Genomic DNA, 20,496 nt, shown 5'->3' on the forward strand with positions numbered 1-20,496 from the left:
TACCGTATCTCTCAAACCAGAGGGCTTTGTGATCCTTGGCTCACTCGCCCACGAGACTCGGCCTTGTATACGATTTCTGTCCGTCGGCTCGCACTTTTGCAGTCAGACTGCCTCCGCACAACCCCTCGTGAGATTGCACTTGCCTTAAGCTAGTGGTTATCATCGGTGGGCTTATTCGGCTCCAGATCCGATGCTGGTTTACCCACAGGGGACTTTCACCCCATAAGTTCATGCCCATGCCGGGCGTACCAAATGGTTGCAGTTCGTTCGCTTCGCTCACCCGACGTGCCTTCGGCACGCGGCTGAACCAGGCGTTAGCTGCTACCAGCATATCTCAAAACCAAAGAAAATTGAGACATGATAGAAATATTGAGCTAATATATCTCAATATTATACTTTTTTGAGATAAATAATGTTCAAGGCACCACCAACTAATGCGCTAAACCCAAGTGTATTCGAGGAAATATCTGAAAATAGTCCAGAAAAATTCGGAGACTATCTTAGCTATTACAAACCACTGGATGGTAAAGGTCGCTATTTGCCATTCGATGAGTTCAGATACAGGGTCGAAAAAGATTTAGATGTCAGGATTGCTTGGTCTTTAACAAAGCTGTCTAGAAATAGTCAGTATGTGAACTTGTTGCCAATAGGTGAGCCAACAGGGCTATGCAACCTCATGCTGACTCCTTCAATTCAAAAAACTATCTCACATACTGATCGCAATGCAACTACAGCGGCATTGGAGTGGATGAGTAGCAAAATCGGAGAAGAGCAACATTTTGAATATCTTCTTAATGACCTTATTGAAGATGAAGCTATTAGTAGTAGTCAGTTAGAAGGAGCCGCTACAACCACTCTTGTAGCAAAAGACATGCTCAAGAGAAAGAGAAAACCAAGAACTTCCGATGAGAAAATGATTCTTGGGAATTATATAATGATGAAATTTGCATGGGAAAATAGGGATAAGCCTCTGACTATAGATTTGATATGTGACATGCACAGGTTTGGTGTTAGTGACATTGATGACGATAAATATACGCCAGGTGTATTTAGAAAAACTGATGATGTCGTAGTTGTAGATAGTGATGGCGAAACTGTTCATACCCCGCCATCTCATGAAGGTTTGCGGAAGCGCTTTAAATTATTATGCCATTGGATAAATCAATGCCATGATGATGCAGATAGTTCTGATTATCTTCACCCGCTAGTTAAGGCTGTTGCATTACACTTTGCAATAGGTTTTGAACATCCATTTCGGGATGGAAATGGAAGAGTTGCAAGATCATTGTTTTACTGGTTTATGTTTAAAAATGATTATGCGGCATTTCGGTATATTGCTATAAGCGTTCTGTTAAAAGCTGCTCCTGTAAAATATGGAAAGTCATATTTATATACTGAAACTGACGGTATGGATTTAACATATTTTATTGAATATCAATGTGGGATTATTCATAGAGCAATCAACAAATTCAAGGATGCATATAAAAAATCCTTGGATGATATTGAAAGTTTCAATCAATGGATTTGGTCTTCAGGTTTCTATAAAAAGCTATCAGAAAAACAAAAAGTGGTTTTTCAGGTGGCAAAAAGTGGTATGGCTAGTGCTTTTACTGCATCAAGTGTTAAAGAAAATCTTGGTTGCTCATATAATACTGCCGCAACTGTACTAAATGGGTTGGTTGACCTAAATATCTTTGAAAAAAAGAAACATGGAAGAGAATGGCTTTTCCACATGATGGATAAAGATTCTATCCAAAAAAATTGGAGAACGCAGCTAACAAAAAAATCCAGGTGACGCCTACGGCGCACCTGATTTTGGCGTTATGTGCCTAAGAGAGTAATGTGCATCAATTGGAAAAGATAAATTATAAGCATCTGCAAGAATTTCTAGTTCGATTTGATCAGACAAAATCAGAACACAAGAAAGTAGAGAGCAATTGGGGTTGTTACTTCTTCAGCCTTAACCCTGCATCTGCTGTTCTGTCAATTGTAATATTCTGCCCTATGATTTTGTTTGCAGCAGTGATAGAACAATACAGCTCCTCGTTGGCTCTTGGATTATTGGTTCTGTTCCATTATATTTTTGGTTATTTTCCATCTTACAAAGAAGTACCGACAATAAAAAAGGTAACGCAGCACATCAGTCATTATCGAAAAATCGATAAAAAATATAAAGAAAACCTCCAAGCAGGTAATGAAATCGCAGAGAGAATGGGTCTTTCATTCTCAGATGAAGGGTTCTTTCACACAAAAGATAAAAAGCATAGAGTTGCAGCTTTCAAAGAATCCTTAATCAAGTATCACATTTAGCACATAACAAATGGTTGCAGTTCGTTCGCTTCGCTCACCCGACGTGCCTTCGGCACGCGGCTGAACCAGGCGTTAGGCTCTATTCAAAAGTCAAACTATAACCAAACAAAGCAGTTCTTACAGGCTTGCATTTTTTGATGGATAAATCTAAAAGAGAACAGCATATAAAGTTTATAGGGAAATCTTTATCCGATATTGCTTCAATTGGATGGCTTCTAACAGTCAGAGAACGAAATGTTTTACAAAAATATGGCGCATGGATGGAAGCTTTAATGAACGGATCGTTGCAACCAGTTACTGAAGAGCAGGAACATTTTATAAGTGCAGCAAGTGGAAAAATAAAAGCTACTACAGAATATGAACTAATCTGGAAACGTGTTTTGAGCATTAGAAAAGAATATTCTGAAAAGCCAAACAAGCCACCAAAAGATGTACGTATTTTATTCCGTAACCGATGACTAATTTGAAAATCACCCCTCAATGTAGAGTATAAGAATATAAAATCTAACGGATGGTTCGAAATAATTGTTATTATTAGCTGCACAAGCAAACTTAGATGGTTCTGTGTTTCAGCCTAACAAATGGTTGCAGTTCGTTCGCTTCGCTCACCCGACGTGCCTTCGGCACGCGGCTGAACCAGGCGTTAGCTGTAGCCAGAGTTCAGTTAATGGTTTTCATCCGTTACTGTGTTCTTGTCGTCAAGTTTTTTGGTTCTGAGCTGCTTTCAGCAAAGCAGAAAAACTCAGCAAGTCAGGTTCAGTACAAGCTGGCGAGAGAGGGCGGTGCACTTTCCAGCGTGCAATGCCGACCATCGAATCAAGAGTTTTTGGCTCATTCCATTCGCATCACCTCCTGAGCTTGTGGTCGGCAAGCGGTTTCAGTGTTTTTTTCCCTCGTGCAACGCCAGCGCAAACACCAGCGTCTGTCTCTGGGGCATAAAATCTCTGGTTTATTCTGCTTCTCAAGCTTTTGATTCTGCCTGAATTCAAGTCATAAGTGCATAACCCATGACTTTTCTTGCATCTATTCCAGTTGACTCTTTAAATGCCTCATAAGGAGTCTTGTAGCCCAGGCACTTTCTTGGCCTGTTGTTCAGCTTATCCACTGCAATGATGACATCTTTTTCTGTCACGCCATTAAGCTCCATCGACTTGGGGAAATACTGCCTTAGCAAACCATTAGCATTCTCATTCTGGCCTCTTTCCCAAGAATGGTAGGGGGCAGCAAAGTAGCTGTCACATTTTAAAGCTTTGGCAATTGATTCATGCTGAACAAACTCCTTTCCATTGTCGTATGTTATTGTCTTTACAAACCTTTTCAGAGGCTTGAGTACGTCAATTATTCCCTGTTTAACCGCTTTTGCCTTCTTGCCTGGTAGAGGGACAGCAAGGCGAAGCTTGGTTTTTCGTTCATCTAATGTAGCGATGGCTCCTTTATGATTTTTACCTATTACAGTATCAGCTTCCCAGTCACCAACTCGCTCTCTGTTGTTGACCACTTCGGGGCGTTCTTCAATGCCAACCCGATTTGGTATACCGGTTCGGTTATGAGCTGAACCGTATCGCTTTCGATAAGTTTTTTTCTGGTGCCTCAAGTGCTTATAGAGCGAGCCTCCGCGCCGTTTATCATCCGCTACAAATTGATAAATCGTCTCATGATGCAGCTTGATTACACCGTCCTTTTCAAGCCTTCCAGCCACTTGTTCAGGACTCCAATCTGAACGGATATCGTTTGAAATACGTTGTTTAATGTCGTCTGTCAGCTTAATAGCTTTTGGCTTATCTTTGTGCCGCTGCCGAGCTGTGCGATTAGCCTGTTGGTGCCTGTACCCTCTTTGCCCTTTATTGCGGTTTACTTCTCGCGACACGGTAGGCTGTGAACGGCCAAGCTTTTTAGCAATTTTGTTTTGTGAAGTCCCATTTTTGAGTTCAGTTTCGATATAATATCTCTCTTCAGAGCTCAGGTGTGTATAGGCCATCCTTGGCTTCCTCTGTATGGTTTGGTTGCTTTACAGAATACCCCTGAGTTCTGATTCACTTCAAAGGTTCTGAAACAATCCTCTGGTTACAGAGGTTATGCACTTATGATACGAATTCAGGTCTTTACATAGAAGGTATTGACAAGATTTATCTTGGTGAAGAATATCAGTTGTTTGATGATGATTGGACCTGTATCGAGTACGAAGTGAATGATGAAATCTACGAATATGGTTTAAGAAACAAACTAAAAATAATGTGGTCGTTCTACTCAAATATTGAGCCTGTACAAAAAGGTGAATTGAGCTGGGAAGAGATTCAGGAGTATTGATCACCTAACAAATGGTTGCAGTTCGTTCGCTTCGCTCACCCGACGTGCCTTCGGCACGCGGCTGAACCAGGCGTTAGAGTTCTACGAGTATATTGCTATAATTTCGTATCTAATATACGTTTATCAGGATTAATAATGAGAGAGTGGAATAGAATTTATAAGATTTGGAAGAGTTGCAACGTAGCTGAAATCGATATTATTGATTTTGATTTGAAGAATCATGATAACGGTGCTGTATGGTTTGATATTTCAAGAAAAAAGCAATCTTGGTATCAATCCAGTCCAATAGACCAAACTGGTTCCATGCTTTTAAGATATGTCATTGGTAAAAATCCTGAGCTTGTTGCAGCTTTCAAAATTCACGCATTCACTTTAGATAAGGGGATGCATAGAAAGTTCATAAAACCTCTTTGTGATGCTTATAGCAAGTTTGGCGATTGTTACAGTAGTTGGTGGCATCCAAATGCGAAAAATGTATTACCTTATGTTGATACAGAAAAGTACTATTCAGATCAAGATCTGACTGAAAAGAAAATTGTTTTAGAGGCAGCTGAATTTTGGAGAAAAATATCTGAGCAATGGATGCTGGTAAAAACTCCTGACTTCATGGATTTTGATGATCCTCTACGCTCTCAATATGATGAGTTTCAGAGAAAATCAAATGAAAAGAAAGAGTATGAAATGTACTTGAGATTAAAAGCCAAATTTGAAGACAATTAACCGAGGGCGAACTCTAACAAATGGTTGCAGTTCGTTCGCTTCGCTCACCCGACGTGCCTTGGGCACGCGGCTGAACCAGGCGTTAGCTGTTCCTAAACTTCAGTACCTTTTCTTCCTCAACTGCAAGAGGCTGTTTTCATTTCATATAACCCTCAAAATCAACACCTGAAACCAGTATTCTCTGCGTACAAAGTTTGCGATTGGGAACTGTCGTATATTTTTCATCCATGTCAGCCCTAAATGCGTAAAGGAATGTACTTTAAGTTTTATCTTTGCTGGTAGGCGGTAGCGTTCATCAGCAAAAGACTTCTTTGGTTCTGTGCAATCTGGCGATCAGGTTTATTACTTTTTCCAGCGTGCAATGCCGACCATCGAATCAAGAGTTTTTGGCTCATTCCATTCGCATCACCTCCTGAGTTAGTGGTCGGCAAGCAGGTTCAGAGTTTCTTTCCTTCGTGCAACGCCAGAATAGGCAACAGGGTTTGTATCTGGGGCAAATAAACTCAAGGTCTGTGAAACTTGTGGCATTTTTAGTTCAGAGTATGTGGCTGGGGTCAGAGTCGATAATATTGGGCAAAAATGCGAGAGTTCACAGTTTGGAAGGAACAGCTAACAAATGGTTGCAGTTCGTTCGCTTCGCTCACCCGACGTGCCTTCGGCACGCGGCTGAACCAGGCGTTATACGCTCGTACAATATCTTTAGAAATGAAAAAAACTAGATATTTGCTATTATTTTTCACAAAAATTTATTCTTTCATCTAATAAGATAAGATGGCTCAATGAAAAAAATAATTGGCAAATATAAATTAACTAAAGCCCTTGGTAGAAAAGTGGAGGAAAAAATATATTCTCAAATTTTCTCTGAGATGGCATCTGGATACATTAGAAATGGACTCTGGGCTAAAGCGATACAAAGTGCTGATGGCGATATTGAAAAGCAAATTGCCAGATACATAAAATTTAGATTTCAGTCACTCACTGACGACATCGAAATCACAAAACAATTAAATCAATATCCTTCATTTCGTAGCATTTTTTCTGGAAACAATAACAATTTGATAAGTTACGATAATGGAAATATTCATGACTTTATATCTAAAGCATCAAAATATAATGATATAGAGCAAATAATATATCTAACAAAAAAAATGGCAGCTCATGAAATTGTAGAAAAAATAAATACACCAGATGATCTTGATGACTATCCGATACATATAGCTGCAAGAAATGGTAGTGAAGAGGTACTACTCTGGCTTATTGAAAATGGTGCAAATCTCAATATGACCAATTGCTGGAACTTGACCGCATTACAAGTTGCAGAAAAAGCAAATCAATTAAGCATTGTAGAAATATTGGAAGCACGCGTATAACAAAAACTTCCAGTTCGTTCCGGGGCTTCGCCCCTCCACCCGACGTGCCTACGGCACGCGGCTGAAGTTGGCGTTAGGTGCTACCAAACCATTTAGTATTCAGTTCTTTCAACTCGTTTTTATCAGTCACTTTGATGATTACTGAGTCAACTCCACATAACGGACAGATAGCAGTTTTACTACCGTCAACAAATTCAGTGATTGTATTACCGTTGAAAATTTCACAGCAGTAATAGCAACCGCATTGCTGGTCTTTAACATCGAGCCTATGTGCTTTATCAATCACGGCCTGTTGTGCTTTGCTCACATCGTCCATCACTTTCATAAACACTCGCTTCTTTTCCTCTGGGCTTGCGTTCCGTATGAACTCAGAAAATTTAGTATTCATAGTCAAGCTCCTGCACCTAACAATTTCATCCAGCCGACCTCCTTCGTCGGCGGCTGATAAAGGCGTTATGTTGCTTTCCTGACTTTCATGATTGATGACTATACTCAGGTGTGTTTTCTGCTGGGTCACATTACTTGAGCTATATCATGAAATTTCGATTCCTATCTTTCTTGTATCTTGTTGTGTTTTTTGGGAGCCCTGTTCAGTCTGACAACAGAAATGCATCCTTTATCTTGGGCTCCAATGCCTGTGACGGCGTGAAGTATCAATTTCATGATTGTGTAGACAGAGTTATTACAGAATGCAATTGCTATGAATCAGGTGTGTGCATCGGTAAAGGAAGGTGCATTAATATTAACACAAAAGAACATTGTAATTTTTCTGCAACATCCAGTTTATTCAAGCCATCAGATAGTATCGAGTGTCCGTCTTGTAACGCAACTATGATTAAGTTTCAGCTTCAATACGCAGAGTGCTCACCTGATAACATTCGATGTTTTAGTATATGTGGTTATGATACTTGTATAAATAAAATAACTGCATTAGAGCCTAATGACCAGTTGTATGGATGTAATATAACAAATTTTATCTCATGCGAATTAAGTGAAGCAGATAGTTATGCATCTGCCAGCGGCTTATGTTTTAACCCAGTTACATCGGAAACTTGTAACTACTCTATAAAGATGAATGATCGCCAAAATTACTGCTCAGTTAGTTGTGACACATGCAGTGTAAACAGCACAGTTTATTCTGAATTTCCTGCTTTAGATACTAACACTGGATGTCAACCGATTAATTGCTTGCCTGATTGTCGGAATAGTGACCAAGACCATAATAGTCAATTTGGCATAATTTTTGGCCAAATTGGTGGTGGTGTTCTTTTAGTGACAACTGCTGCAATAATCATATACAAATGTACTCGTAAGTCGGGTTATCAGCGCATTAACTGAAGTTAAAGAAAATTCCTATTCACTGTCGTGTGTCGGAAAAAGCTAGCAACTAAAATCAAGCAAAAGAGTTACCGCCACATAACAAATGGTTGCAGTTCGTTCGCTTCGCTCACCCGACGTGCCTTCGGCACGCGGCTGAACCAGGCGTTATGTTGACTTACCCAACTCCTTAGTAAGAAAGTGGGTAGTGTTTGTGACCAAGCTGTTACAGTACAGCTTTCCTTTGTCAGTCAGTGAGATTTTATAATCCTTCCGCTGGATTATATCTTGTCCATTTTTAGCCAGCATGAACTTTGCATTCTTGCAGGTCATACTTCTTGTGATCCGTAGCTCGCTGGCAATTTCCATATAATCCATTGGTCTGTCTTCGTGCATCAATACCAACAAAATTCCAATCTGTATCGGTGTCAGCGATGGCGCTAATTTTTCGCACTGGACAAGGTATCTCAGTACCGGCTTCAATATCTCGCTTTGCAACTTTCTACTCCTGTGCAAATCGTCAACATAACAATTCGTTCAAACCGATCCGCCTACGGCGGTCGGCTTAACTCAAGCGTTAGGCGCTAAAGTTAGTTTCTCCTCTGACCAGTTCTGAGGGATACATCCAATGTTCATAGAACTTTGTCCCACCAACTCCGCCAGCTATATAGCCGACTCGCAGATAGGGCATAAAAAAGAATCTGCGAATCTGACTGTGAAACTTCACTACAGTAGGCAACAGCTTTCCGGTTGCAGGTGATCTGACGTACATTCTCTTCTCCTTAGTCTGTGCCATGCGCCTAACAATTTCATCCACCCGACCGCCTTCGGCGGCGGCTGATAAAGGCGTTAAGCGCTTCAAAAATTCACCATCGGAGTAAAAATGGTAAATAAAACTATCGTTGTGTTAGCAAACTCTTATAAGCATTCGCAACATTGTGTAGCTGGAAAATGCATAAGAACAGGTAATTGGGTTCGTCCAGTATCTAATCCAAGTGGAGCAGAGCTATCGCATGCACAAGTAAGATACCAAAACCCTCACGGAACTTATAACAATGTCAGACCTCTTCAAAAAGTTGAAATATATTTAAGCCAACATGTTCCGCTTGAAAATCAACCGGAAAACTATTTAGTTGGGGATGGGGTTTGGCAACAAAGATACAGAATAACGGAAGATGAGCTTCAGAATTTTCTAGATCATCCATATGATTTATGGGGTGAAGGTAGTAGCGTACCATTTCAGTTTATACAAAATGGCGAGGTAGAAATAGAGCAGTCGCTTTATCTGGTCGAAGTGGACAACCTGAATCTCTTCAAGAATCAATATGAAAAGCGTCGTGCTTCATTTGAGTACAATGGTATTGGTTATGAATTAGCTGTAACTGACCCAAACTTTGACTCTATCCTAGCCAGTGGTCAAGAAACAAATGGGATATTATGCATTAGTCTTGGGGAGAATTTTGAAGGAAGTTGTTATAAAATAGTAGCAACTATTTTTTAAATGGAGTGCTCATGGATATTTATACTATTGGTTTTACAAAGAAAAATGCAGAATTATTTTTCAATTTTCTAAAGGCATCAAAAGTTGAAACATTGATTGATGTAAGATTAAACAATGTTTCACAGCTTGCTGGATTTGCTAAAAGAGATGACTTAAAGTTTTTCCTTAGAGAGCTTTGTAATGCTGAATATCACCATGCACCTGAGCTTGCTCCAACTAAGGAAATACTCAACGCCTATAAAAAGCAAGAAATTACATGGCAGTCCTATGAAGATAGCTTTTTGAATTTAATGTCACAAAGAAATATAGAAAAAAACATTAACAAGAATATTTTAAAAAATGGTTGTTTGCTCTGTAGCGAACACGAGCCACATTTTTGTCATCGACGCTTAGTTGTTGAATACCTAAATGAGCATTCTGACATTGACCTCAAAGTAAAGCATTTGTTTTAATATGAATCATGTTTTAATTCTATATCCAGAGCTTTTCAAGTGCTTTCCTAAGTTTGAGAGAAAGGTGTTGCGCATACTCTCAAACTTGCAGTCATACTCTATAGTAACTATTTGTGATCATCACGGTTTTATTAAAAAAACAAATGAAGAACATCTTAACAATGTTGACCTCATAGAAACCCATGACTGGCAAAGCCATTCAATCACTCATGCAATAGTATTTGATGACGGTGAGGAATTTACAGAAGAAGTGAAGGTTCTCAACGAGGAAAAAATCCCACTTAGAAAAGTTAAAATCGCCATCACACGCGTTGTCAATATAAAACAAGATAAAAAGTACAACGGAACTAATAGCACTGTTGATTACGAGTACATTGGAAGAGGTTCAAAATGGGGAAACCCTCATTCTATGTATGAAGACGGTGACGATAGAGATGAGGTTATACGAAAGTTCAAATACGACTTTGACTTTGATAAATTTCCTCATTTAAAAAAAGAAGAAGTCTACTCCTTAACAGGAAAAAGGCTTGGCTGTTTTTGTAAGCCTGCTAGCTGCCATGGTGATGTTTTGGCAGATTATCTCAACAGCTGGGATGACGGAAAGTAAGGGCGCTTAACAAAAAAATCCAGCCGACCGCCTTCGGCGGCGGCTGATTTGGGCGTTATACGAATAGAGTCTAAACAACTAGCACAATTGAAATACAAACATCCATTTCAGTAACCAGAAAACATAGGATCTCCCTATCCTATAAAGTCTATTGAAACTTAAAAACTTGTATTTGCGAGGGTGACGTATCAGCTACTCATCCTCCTCTTCATCGATTACCGGCATATCAAAATAAGGTCCACTACTTTCTCTGAAATCTTCAATTTCTTCACATGTTAATAATACTGGTAGTGGGGCGTCAGCAAAAATTCCAGCATTATAATTAACACTGATAAACCCCCGGCTATGCCGGGGAGACTCTCATAGGTTTAACCGTAGCGACAGTAGCTAACCTTCAGTTTCCGACCAAGAAAATTGAAGGTAAAACCAATGAGAGACTACAAGAGTTTGGCTCATACGCGTTGGGATTGTAAGTACCATATTGTCTTTATCGGTTCTTCCCTGTTTTAAGTGGGTAGTTTTCAACGACGTACGCCAGTGGGGTACAAGTCCAAGCCTCCAAGATGAAAGTAGATCGCTGTCTTATATCTTTCACGGTTTCGAAAGCCACAAGCCCGATTCTTCAAACTCTGAATCTTGCTGTTCACTCCCTCTGCTCGACCGTTATTAGCCTCAAGGACAATAGCGTTGATGATACCCCACAAGTGCTCTTTGACCGTTCTGGCAACTTCTTTTATGGGCTCAAGCCGACATCTCTGCGCCCAGCATAGCCACCTCTTCCAGGCCTTGATTGCCCAAGCTCTGGACTTGTAATTCCATAAGCTCATTGCCATTTGCCGGATGGCCCAGGCGCGAGCTGTTTTAAGTGTCGAGTTTCTCAGTGGTTCGAAGTTATCCCACTGCTCTTCAGACATGTTTTCAGGGTTAGTCAGCCAGTCGTAGCGAGTCCCCTTAAGCAGCTCTACACCTTGGTTTACAAGGGCTTTGTTCTCTTCTATCCGAACCTTGTTGACAGCTTTACCCAGAGACTGAGCAACGTGAAACTTATCAAATGCAATCTTCTGATCTGCGTCTGGAACATTCTCACTGACTGACTTGATGTAAGCCTTGGACATGTCCATCGTCACGCATTCGATCCCCTCTTTATGGTCATAGGGCAGTGTGTCAAAGTACTCGTTGAGACTGTCACTTTTACGGTCATCAGAAACGTGAATAACAACGCCTTGGTCGTGGTCAGTGACCACTGTGACGTATTCATGATGCTTTTGAAATGAGGTTTCATCAACAGCGATTCGTTTTGGTGGCTTAGCATCACGACGAGCCAGTCCTCTCTTCACTGCACGCTGCTGAATACCGTCTATGGCATTCCAACCAAGCTTCATTTGTCGTGCAACTGCCTTCGTAGTTGCCTCCTTTAGCCAGTCAATAACAAGGGCTTCAAACAGAGCTGTATATCGAGAGTCAGATTCAGCCCAGGGCACATTGATGGCTAACACCTTATGCTCAGGGCACTGGGTCCGTGGAACCCTGGCAACTAGAATAGTCTGAAACTGACAGGTATCCAGATGACGCCACTTCTGAGTGATGTGGTCGTAGCCAGAGCAGGGCTTATCGCAAACACTGCATTTGCAGGCCTTTTTACCATTGTGTTCAATGAATACCCGAACCTGTTGATCCTGTAATGACAATTCAACTTCAGAAACGAACCAAGGAGACTCAATACCCAGTATTTGAGAATAGAGTTGCTTATCACGCATCGGTGCATCCTTGCATTGAGTGCTTCAGAATATAATAAATCACCCACTCAAATTGAGGAAGAGCCTCTTTATCCCAAAGAGAAGACGAAAGGTAATCTATGGGAATTTGAGAAAGTTTCTCGGAGAAATATTTCATGAGCTTGCCAGAAGGAAAGGCTGCAAAATTCTCGAAGGGCATTTGATGTCTGATCATGTTCACATGTGCATCAGTATTCCACCCAAATATCCGGTATCTCATGTCGTTGGATATCTGAAAGGAAAGTGTGCAATAGAGATTGCGAAAAATTTCAAAGGCAAGCAGCGTAACTTTAACGGAGAGCATTTTTGGGCAAGAGGTTACTTTGTCTCAACAGTAGGACTTGATGAAGAAGTGGTTCGGGCATATATCCGAGATCAAGAAAAGAATGATGGAAATAGAGATCAGTATGATCTTGACTGGTAAGCGCCCTTGGGCGCAATAAAAGCCCTTAGAGGGCGTAATCTGATAAGCCTCCGGCTATGCCGGAGGTCAGTTAACTTTGCCAGCCATAAACTGTTAATATGTGAACTATATTATTCTTTGCTAACCTCCGAACGTAGTGTGCATCTGTTGAGAGTACATAAGCCCAACCACCGTATGATGCACGGGCAAAGCTTCGATAACGAACATTGGCATGCTCAGGTGAAGAATAGGTATCTTTCCAGTCTAAGTTTACAGCCGTCATTCAGCACTTAATCTGAGAATTTCCTAAAACCATCTAAAATGTAAAAAATTTTCAGACTGAGCATATGCCATGCAACCTCATCAATTTCACATTCAACGCATCGACCATACGGGGTTGGTGGCCGGTATGTGCAAAGAGCTCGGGATCGCTAACCTCTTGGATTCTCTGGTTCCCAACCAATCTGAAACCAGAAAGATTTCCTTCGGAGAAACCGTTGTCTCAATGCTGCTTAACGGACTGGGCTTCACTGCTCGCACACTCCACATGTTCCCTGAGTTTCACGCCGACAAACCACTGGATAAACTTATTCGGCCGGGTATAGAGCCGGAACATATCAACGAAAGTGTACTCGGCAGAGCCTTGGATCAAATTTTTGAACTGGGTGTAAGTGAGGTCTATTTATCACTGGCTGTCAAGGCCGTTAATGTCTTGAAACTGCCGTGTAATGCTCTGAATCTTGATTCAACCAGCTTTCATGTGGACGGTCGTTATAACAGTGAGTCTGAAGTCGATGAAGAAGATCTGAACTGCATTAAAATCTGTCGTGGATACAGCAGAGATCACCGACCTGAATTAAATCAGGCGATACTGCTCCTAATGACTGAAAATCAGGCGGGTATTCCCGTATTCATGGCCGCATCCAGTGGCAATATAAACGACAACACTAATTTTAAAAAAGTCATCAGCAAGCATTTGAAATGCTACAAAGAGGCGCTGAATAATCGTTACCTGATCGGCGATGCTGCACTTTATACAACAGACAATGTACAGATATTGCATCAGCAAAAGCAACAGTTCATCACCCGGGTTCCGGCTAAAATAAAATCCGCAAGAGAGCTTGTGGACAGTGTCGCTTCTTGTGCGATGACACCGGTTGAAGATGCCGAAGGTTATGAGAGCTGCGAAGTACTGTCCGACTATGCGGATGTATCTCAACGGTGGGTTCTGATTCGCAGTGAACAGGCTCGGAAAAGCGAACAGAAAACACTGCTCAAAAAACTGTTGAAAAAGTCAGAAAAAGAAGCGGAAGCACTGACCAGCAAGCTGGCGAAGAAACCGTTCAAGTGTGAAACGGACGCATTGCGTGCGTTCAATGAGTGGCAATCAAAAAGCAATTATTGTCAGGCAGAACCTGTAATTACGACAAAACCATGCTATACCAAAGTGGGACGTCCGGAGAAAGACAGCAAACCAGATAGCGTGGAGTATTATGTCAGCGGTCATCCTTGGGTATCCGTTGACTGTCGTAAAGTAGCAGAGGCTTCCCTGGGGTGCTTTGTGTTGGCAACAAATGATCTGGACAGGAGCCGGCTAAGTTCAGCAGAAGTGTTGAGCACTTATAAATCACAGCAGTCGGTGGAGCGTGGATTTCGGTTTCTTAAAAGCCCTGAATTTCTGGTCTCCTCGCTGTTTTTAAAGAAGCCGGAACGTATAGAAGCGTTGCTTATGGTGATGACGCTTTGCCTGTTAGTCTACGCAGCGATACAGCATCGAATCAGGCATGAATTAAAGCGTCAGAGTAGGTTCTTTCCGGATATGAAGCGAAAGCCCTATCAGAATCCGACTGCACGCTGGGTATTTTTTTGCTTTCAGGGAATTAATGTTTTATTGGTCGATGGTCATGAAAAACATGTCGTTGGCTTGCAGGAGAGGCAATTAACCATCATTTCAATTCTTGGTCGACCGTACCAAGAGATTTATTCCTGATATAGGTGCTGAATGACGGTTCCAGTCTAAGTTTACAGGCATAATGGATATCAACGCCCCTAAGCGGTTTAATGATTTATATTGCGAACATAGAATCCTAGTTTGCAATACAGGGTTTACAATTTTTTTCTTCACATTTTGGGTAACTTCTCTGAATTCGTAGGTAAATTTTCAAAGGGGTCGGCTACACCCCAGTAAAATCAGTGAGCAGTGTTTAAAAGAGATTCCTGGCTGCACTTTTTTAGTAGTTACCATTTTTGAACTAATGGTTCCAAAAAATGTAGGAATATTTTGATAATGTTAATGAGGGTACGTAGCTGTTAAGAGGGATTCGTATAACAAATGCTTCCAGTTCGTTCGCTTGCGCTCACCCGACCGCCTTACGGCGGCGGCTGAAGCAGGCGTTATGTGGCTTACATTCTACGAAACCAATAATCCTGAATCGTTAGAATTATTGCTCCCCCGATAAGAATCCCGATAAAACCACCCAAAAAGGAGTACAAAAAATGAATTACACAGGAATTTTCATCGCTGGCGGGTTTACCATTCTCGGTGCTTTGATTGCCGGGGTCGTCGGTCAGCGTTTCATTGTTATCCAGATGCTCTATAACACCCGCTGGGCTGCTAACACCAAACTTCAGGAAGCGTTCAATGAAGAACTTGCCATCCTTCAGAGAAAGACCGTCGATGAAGCAGAAACCTGCGCTATTCTTGAGCGATCCGTTATTAAGCATCAAATTGCTGTTAATGACTTCCTCATTCACCTCAAAGAGGAAGAAGCTATTGACTTTACCGATGCCTGGCTCCGGTACTATGGCTATCACGAAGAAGATGCCAAAGCTGAAGATGTGTTTTTTGAAAAATATTTTCATCATAACGATAAAGAGGGTAGAGACAACGCCATCAAAAATATTCAGGCCATTCTCTCGTTTGCCAATCCTCCAGTAGTTAAGCCGTGGTATCAATTCTGGTAATAGCAATCTAGTCGCCACATAAATCGGGTAGCCGGAGGTCTCTAACCTCCAGCCCCCACATCACACCGGCGTGCGGGTCCGCACCGGGCGATTCACCGAGGGTGGTGAAACCTGATCCACAAGTCTTTCAGGGAAACAAGCCCGAGTTTACTGAGAAAACTGTCGTTTAATGCTAACTGTGCCGCATAGGTTTTGCTTAGCCGGTAATACCCTTTGCTACTGGCTGCAATCGAGGCGGCCTTGATGTGATCAACACCTAACCTGATCAAATTTCTGTAACGGGTTTTCGGCTTTCGCCATTGTTTGATAAAACAACAGCGAATCCGCCGACGTATCCATTGATCCAGTCGCGGTATAGGACTGTAATATTCGGTTATCCTGAAATAACCCATCCAGCCCCGGATATATTCGGCCAGCTTCTTCAAGCGATATTCCATCGATACTCCCCAGCTTCGGCTGGTGAGTTTCAGGATTTTTCGCCTGAAGCGGTTCAGACTCTTCTCCGACCAGCGGATTCGCTTCCCTGTGAAGGTAAAACTCAGGAACTCAGCTTCGGTAGCTTTCACCACCTTGCTCTTTGTCGGGTTTATCCTCAGTTTCAGCTTGCGCTCAAGGTAACGTGTGATGCTTTCCATCACTCGCTCCCCGGCTCGCTGGCTGCCAACGAGGATCACAAAGTCATCGCAGTAGCGTGCGAAGCAATGCCCCCGGTACTCCAGTTCCTTGTCCAGGTCATCGAGAAGGACATTCGACAGCAGCGGTGAAAGTGGACCGCCTTGTGGCATACCTACCCGGGTTGGGTAGCATTGCCCATCAACCATGACGCCAGCACGAAGGTAGCGGCCAATCAGCTTCAACAGACGCTTGTCGTGAATCTTTCGAGAGACTCTCGACATAAGAACATCATGGCTGACCGTATCAAAGAATTTACTCAGATCAACATCAACCGCCTGATGCAGCCCCTGCTTAATGTATCGATTAACCTGTTGTACAGCGTCTTGTGCAGACCTTCCCGGTCTGTAACCGAAGCTGCTGGGAGAGAAGTCAGGATCAAAGATGGGTGATAATACCTGCACAATGGCCTGTTGTATCACTCGATCCATGACTGTCGGGATGCCCAGCAACCGTTCTCCACCATCGGGCTTTTCTATAACAGCCCGAAGGACGGGAGATGGTCTGTAAGTCCCATTGAGTAAGGCTTGGCGCGCTGAAGGCCAGTGCTGACGGGCAAAGTCAGGATAGGCTTTAATGGTGATCCCATCTATTCCGGGAGCCCCTTTGTTACTTCTGACTTGTTTCCATGCTTTCAGCAAATTGGCAGGTTCCAGTGCGCAACTCAGTAGATCGTGGTTCAAAGCTGGTTAAAGATTCTTTCGCCAACTCCAGTGAGTCGCCGGACGGCTGCACTGTGTTGAGGGAATCAGTCTCCTCTTTTCGTCGGTGTTCAGTCCTTCGTTGACGACTTCCAATCGGATTAACGACTTCTGTCGAACAACTACTATGACGTCTGCTGACTTCTGTTCAATCACCACACAGAATTACTTCTGCAGGCGCTATTGGTGGTCATCGGGTTTGCTCGAACAGGGTGATGAACCCTGTCCGCCGAGCCTGTTGTAACCAGTGGCTGAGAACTGGGATTGACCAATCGCATGTTGAACAGACCTCCCCGGATAAGAGCATGAACTTTCAGTACACAACCGCCGCATTTACCGTATCTCTCAAACCAGAGGGCTTTGTGATCCTTGGCTCACTCGCCCACGAGACTCGGCCTTGTATACGATTTCTGTCCGTCGGCTCGCACTTTTGCAGTCAGACTGCCTCCGCACAACCCCTCGTGAGATTGCACTTGCCTTAAGCTAGTGGTTATCATCGGTGGGCTTATTCGGCTCCAGATCCGATGCTGGTTTACCCACAGGGGACTTTCACCCCATAAGTTCATGCCCATGCCGGGCGTACCAAATGGTTGCAGTTCGTTCGCTTCGCTCACCCGACGTGCCTTCGGCACGCGGCTGAACCAGGCGTTAGCTGTTCCTAAACTTCAGTACCTTTTCTTCCTCTACAGCAAAAGGCTGTTGTCATCTCATATAACCCTCGAAATCAAGACCTGAAACCAGTATTCTCTGCGTACAAAGTTAGCGATTGGAAACTGTCGTATATTTTTCATCCATTTCAGCCCTAGATGCGCAAAGGAATGTACTGTAAGTTTTATCTTTGCTGGTAGGCGGTAGCGTTCATCAGCAAAAGACTTCTTTGGTTCTGTGCAATCTGGCGATCAGGCTTATTGCTTTTTCCAGCGTGCAATGCCGACCATCGAATCAAGAGTTTTTGGCTCATTCCATTCGCACCACCTCCTGATTTTGTGGTCGGCAAGCAGGTTCAGAGTTTCTTTCCTTCGTGCAACGCCAGAATAGGCAACAGGGTTTGTTTCTGGGGCAAATAAACTCATGGTCTGTAAAACTTGTGGCATTTTTAGTTCAGAGTATGTGGATGGGTCAGAGTCGATAATATTGGGCAAAAATGCGCGAGTTCACAGTTTGGAAGGAACAGCTAACAAATGGTTGCAGTTCGTTCGCTTCGCTCACCCGACGTGCCTTCGGCACGCGGCTGAACCAGGCGTTATGTGCTTCTATAAATCAAGGAGAGAGTATGTTTGCAGTTATTTTTAAGGCAAAAATAAAAAATCTTGACGAAGAGCACTTTTCTACAGCAGAAGAAATGAGAAATCTTGCCTTTGGAAAATATGGCTGCAAAGGATTTGATTCATGTTCCGAAGGTGATTTTGAAATAGCAATCTCCTATTGGGAATCAAAAGAACAAATTCATGCTTGGAAAAATGATGAAAAACACAAACTTGCTCAAATCAATGGGAAGTCTAAATGGTATAAATCCTATCAAGTGCAAATTGTTGAAATCTTACACGATTATAAAACAGAAGTTTAAGCAATGAAGCAATGGTCAAAAAATGATATCTAAAACAGCTAAAATGAGAGTTGCCAGACCAACAGATAACTTATCTGATATAACCAAAATGTATGTTAATGGGCTTGGTTTCGACTTGTTAGGGGAGTTCGTTGGTCATAACGGCTTTGATGGTTCAATCATAGGTCATAAAAATCACAACTACCACCTTGAGTTTACACATCATGTAGGCACAAAGGTTGGTAAAGCTCCAACAAAAGATAATCTGCTTGTTTTTTACTTACCTGACACAGAAGGATGGCAAAATAGTTGCCAGAAAATGATCAATGCAGGGTTTATTGAAGTGGAACCCTACAACGATTACTGGGGTGTTTCCGGTAAAACCTATGAAGACATAGATGGCTATAGAGTTGTTTTACAAAATAGAGAGTGGTCAGCTTAATTCAGCCACGCACATAACAAATGCTTGCAGTTCGTTCCGGGGCTTCGCCCCTCCACCCGACGTGCCTTCGGCACGCGGCTGAAGCAGGCGTTATGTGCTTCTATAAATCAGGGATAGAATATGTATGCCCGACATTCACCACCCAACATGACATTTTTCTAATACCTGCTATCTATCAGATAAGCAAATATCAAGAAGCCTTGTTATGCCTCCTATTCAATACCGCTCTCAGGTCATGGATCATCTCGGTCTAGTGGCTGGAATGTGCAAAGAGCTGGGCATTGCCGACCATATCGACAGGCGCGCGCCCAAAGTATCTGACGAATGGAACATCTCCCACGGTGAGGCCGTTGTCGCGATGATTATCAATGGCCTCGGCTTTACGGGGCAGTCTCTCCACATGTTCCCTCAGTTCTTCTCCAATAAACCCCTCGATAAACTGATCAGAGAGGGGATTGAGCCCGAGCACATAAACGACAAAGTTCTTGGAAGAGCACTGGATGAACTGTTTGAACTGGGTGTCAGTAAAGTCTATTTTGAGCTGGCTATCAAGGTGGCTACGCATCTCAAATTGCCATGTGATGCACTCAACCTTGATGGCACAGGATTTCACGTCGATGGCCGTTATAACAGCGAGGAGGAAGTCAGTGACGAAGACCTCAATTGCATCAGGCTTTGCAAGGGCTACAGCCGAGATCATCGTCCTGATCTGAACCAGGCCATATTGCTCCTGCTGACCGAAAACCGGGCAGGCATTCCGATGTTTATGAAAGCAGCCAGCGGTAATGTGACGGACAAGACCAGTTTCAAACAAGTGGTTTCTGAGCATATAAAGAGCTTCAAAGCGGCACTTAATGCCCGTTACTTCATCGGTGATGCCGCATTGTATGTGGCTGAAACCGTTCAGGAACTGAGTCAGCAGGATCAGTTGTTTATCTCCAGAGTTCCTCTCAACATTGGTGCAGCCAAAGAACTGGTTCAAAGTGCGCCATTGCGCTCAATGGTTGAGGTTGAAGGGTTTGAGCATTACGAATCTGTAGAAACTCTGTCTGACTATGCAGGTGTCGTACAACGTTGGGTACTGTTTCGAAATAATCAAAGCCAGAAAACAGAACAGAAGACACTGACAAGGCGTATGCAGAAAAAGTCCCTGAAGGAATTCAAGGAACTTGAGAAATTGGGCAAGAAGCCATTCTGTTGCGAATCGGATGCCATGGAAGCTTTCAAGCTATGGCAAAAACAGTCCGTATACTGCCAGGCTGAACCTGAGATCATCGAGAGTCCCTGCTATAAAACCAAAGGCCGTCCTGCTGATGGGACAGTTCCCGACCACTATGAATATTAGGGGCTTTTACAGGTTGGCTGATGGAAAATGAGGGGTTGCAACAGAAATAGCCTTTCAGGAAAGA

The 20,496-nt window shown here is 42.7% G+C and carries 20 protein-coding genes and 1 pseudogene; 15 read left to right on the forward strand and 6 right to left on the reverse strand.

What is annotated here, in order from left to right; genetic code table 11:
* Window positions 1-412 precede the first annotated feature (412 nt).
* The 4 genes from NX722_RS02860 (at window position 413) to NX722_RS02875 (ending at window position 3,166) form a co-directional block, all read left to right on the forward strand.
* Window positions 413-1,795 carry a Fic family protein gene (locus NX722_RS02860; RefSeq protein ID WP_262566640.1) on the forward strand — a complete coding sequence of 461 codons (1,383 nt, stop codon included), beginning with the start codon at window positions 413-415 and terminating at the stop codon, window positions 1,793-1,795.
* A gap of 56 nt (window positions 1,796-1,851) precedes the next feature.
* Window positions 1,852-2,310: a hypothetical protein gene (locus NX722_RS02865; RefSeq protein WP_262566641.1), complete on the forward strand. Its 459-nt coding sequence runs from the start codon at window positions 1,852-1,854 to the stop codon at window positions 2,308-2,310.
* Between the two features lie 137 nt (window positions 2,311-2,447).
* On the forward strand, window positions 2,448-2,768 hold the full coding sequence (gene maoP / locus NX722_RS02870) for a DUF413 domain-containing protein (protein WP_262566642.1): 321 nt from the start codon (window positions 2,448-2,450) through the stop codon (window positions 2,766-2,768).
* A gap of 98 nt (window positions 2,769-2,866) precedes the next feature.
* Window positions 2,867-3,166, forward strand: a complete 300-nt coding sequence (locus tag NX722_RS02875) for a hypothetical protein (RefSeq protein WP_262566643.1) — start codon at window positions 2,867-2,869, stop codon at window positions 3,164-3,166.
* A gap of 129 nt (window positions 3,167-3,295) precedes the next feature.
* Here the strand turns inward: NX722_RS02875 and NX722_RS02880 are convergent, their stop codons facing one another.
* Complete coding sequence (locus NX722_RS02880; RefSeq protein WP_262563592.1) at window positions 3,296-4,288, reverse strand: IS30 family transposase; 993 nt, start codon at window positions 4,286-4,288, stop codon at window positions 3,296-3,298.
* A 464-nt stretch (window positions 4,289-4,752) separates the two neighbouring features.
* Between NX722_RS02880 and NX722_RS02885 the strand changes: the two genes are divergently transcribed.
* Window positions 4,753-5,337 (forward strand): hypothetical protein, encoded by a 585-nt coding sequence (locus NX722_RS02885; RefSeq protein WP_262566644.1) that lies wholly within the window; start codon window positions 4,753-4,755, stop codon window positions 5,335-5,337.
* Between the two features lie 266 nt (window positions 5,338-5,603).
* On the opposite strand, the gene NX722_RS02890 is transcribed toward NX722_RS02885, so the two are convergent.
* Window positions 5,604-5,732 (reverse strand): hypothetical protein, encoded by a 129-nt coding sequence (locus NX722_RS02890; RefSeq protein WP_262566645.1) that lies wholly within the window; start codon window positions 5,730-5,732, stop codon window positions 5,604-5,606.
* A gap of 384 nt (window positions 5,733-6,116) precedes the next feature.
* Here NX722_RS02890 and NX722_RS02895 point away from each other — a divergent pair, with 384 nt between their 5' ends.
* Complete coding sequence (locus tag NX722_RS02895; protein ID WP_262566646.1) at window positions 6,117-6,707, forward strand: ankyrin repeat domain-containing protein; 591 nt, start codon at window positions 6,117-6,119, stop codon at window positions 6,705-6,707.
* Window positions 6,708-6,780: 73 nt separating this feature from the next.
* Here NX722_RS02895 and NX722_RS02900 read toward each other — a convergent pair whose 3' ends face one another.
* On the reverse strand, window positions 6,781-7,095 hold the full coding sequence (locus NX722_RS02900) for a hypothetical protein (protein ID WP_262566647.1): 315 nt from the start codon (window positions 7,093-7,095) through the stop codon (window positions 6,781-6,783).
* Window positions 7,096-8,907: 1,812 nt separating this feature from the next.
* Between NX722_RS02900 and NX722_RS02905 the strand changes: the two genes are divergently transcribed.
* Genes NX722_RS02905 through NX722_RS02915 form a run of 3 tightly spaced genes read left to right on the forward strand, consistent with a single transcriptional unit; the run spans window position 8,908 to window position 10,584 of the window.
* Complete coding sequence (locus NX722_RS02905) at window positions 8,908-9,525, forward strand: dual OB domain-containing protein (protein ID WP_262566648.1); 618 nt, start codon at window positions 8,908-8,910, stop codon at window positions 9,523-9,525.
* 11 nt (window positions 9,526-9,536) lie between these two features.
* The gene (locus NX722_RS02910) at window positions 9,537-9,977 is read left to right on the forward strand and encodes a DUF488 domain-containing protein (RefSeq protein ID WP_262566649.1); all 441 of its coding nucleotides are present in this window, start codon (window positions 9,537-9,539) and stop codon (window positions 9,975-9,977) included.
* A 1-nt stretch (window position 9,978) separates the two neighbouring features.
* Window positions 9,979-10,584, forward strand: coding sequence for a DUF4326 domain-containing protein (locus NX722_RS02915; protein ID WP_262566650.1), 606 nt, complete (start codon window positions 9,979-9,981; stop codon window positions 10,582-10,584).
* 521 nt (window positions 10,585-11,105) lie between these two features.
* Here NX722_RS02915 and NX722_RS02920 read toward each other — a convergent pair.
* A complete protein-coding gene (locus NX722_RS02920; protein WP_262564907.1) occupies window positions 11,106-12,341 on the reverse strand; it encodes an ISL3 family transposase in 1,236 nt (411 codons plus the stop codon).
* 19 nt (window positions 12,342-12,360) lie between these two features.
* Between NX722_RS02920 and tnpA the strand changes: the two genes are divergently transcribed.
* The 3 genes from tnpA (at window position 12,361) to NX722_RS02935 (ending at window position 15,726) form a co-directional block, all read left to right on the forward strand.
* Window positions 12,361-12,783, forward strand: a complete 423-nt coding sequence (gene tnpA, locus NX722_RS02925; RefSeq protein ID WP_262566651.1) for an IS200/IS605 family transposase — start codon at window positions 12,361-12,363, stop codon at window positions 12,781-12,783.
* A gap of 331 nt (window positions 12,784-13,114) precedes the next feature.
* On the forward strand, window positions 13,115-14,752 hold the full coding sequence (locus tag NX722_RS02930; protein WP_262564376.1) for an IS1634 family transposase: 1,638 nt from the start codon (window positions 13,115-13,117) through the stop codon (window positions 14,750-14,752).
* A 506-nt stretch (window positions 14,753-15,258) separates the two neighbouring features.
* A complete protein-coding gene (locus NX722_RS02935) occupies window positions 15,259-15,726 on the forward strand; it encodes a hypothetical protein (RefSeq protein WP_262566652.1) in 468 nt (155 codons plus the stop codon).
* Between the two features lie 92 nt (window positions 15,727-15,818).
* Here the strand turns inward: NX722_RS02935 and ltrA are convergent, their stop codons facing one another.
* Entirely contained in the window at window positions 15,819-17,081 is a 1,263-nt protein-coding gene (ltrA, locus tag NX722_RS02940; protein ID WP_262565434.1) for a group II intron reverse transcriptase/maturase, read from the reverse strand.
* A gap of 923 nt (window positions 17,082-18,004) precedes the next feature.
* Window positions 18,005-18,172: a hypothetical protein gene (locus tag NX722_RS02945; RefSeq protein WP_262566653.1), complete on the reverse strand. Its 168-nt coding sequence runs from the start codon at window positions 18,170-18,172 to the stop codon at window positions 18,005-18,007.
* A gap of 200 nt (window positions 18,173-18,372) precedes the next feature.
* On the opposite strand from NX722_RS02945, the gene NX722_RS02950 reads away from it, so the two are divergent.
* From NX722_RS02950 to NX722_RS02960, 3 genes and pseudogenes are all read left to right on the forward strand, one after another.
* A complete protein-coding gene (locus tag NX722_RS02950) occupies window positions 18,373-18,666 on the forward strand; it encodes an antibiotic biosynthesis monooxygenase family protein (protein WP_262566654.1) in 294 nt (97 codons plus the stop codon).
* A gap of 22 nt (window positions 18,667-18,688) precedes the next feature.
* The gene (locus NX722_RS02955) at window positions 18,689-19,087 is read left to right on the forward strand and encodes a VOC family protein (RefSeq protein WP_262566655.1); all 399 of its coding nucleotides are present in this window, start codon (window positions 18,689-18,691) and stop codon (window positions 19,085-19,087) included.
* A gap of 205 nt (window positions 19,088-19,292) precedes the next feature.
* Window positions 19,293-20,429 (forward strand): annotated as a pseudogene (locus NX722_RS02960) (IS1634 family transposase); the annotation flags it as partial.
* Window positions 20,430-20,496: the final 67 nt, after the last annotated feature.

The sequence above is a fragment of the Endozoicomonas gorgoniicola genome (genome assembly GCF_025562715.2).
Lineage (GTDB): Bacteria > Pseudomonadota > Gammaproteobacteria > Pseudomonadales > Endozoicomonadaceae > Endozoicomonas_A > Endozoicomonas_A gorgoniicola.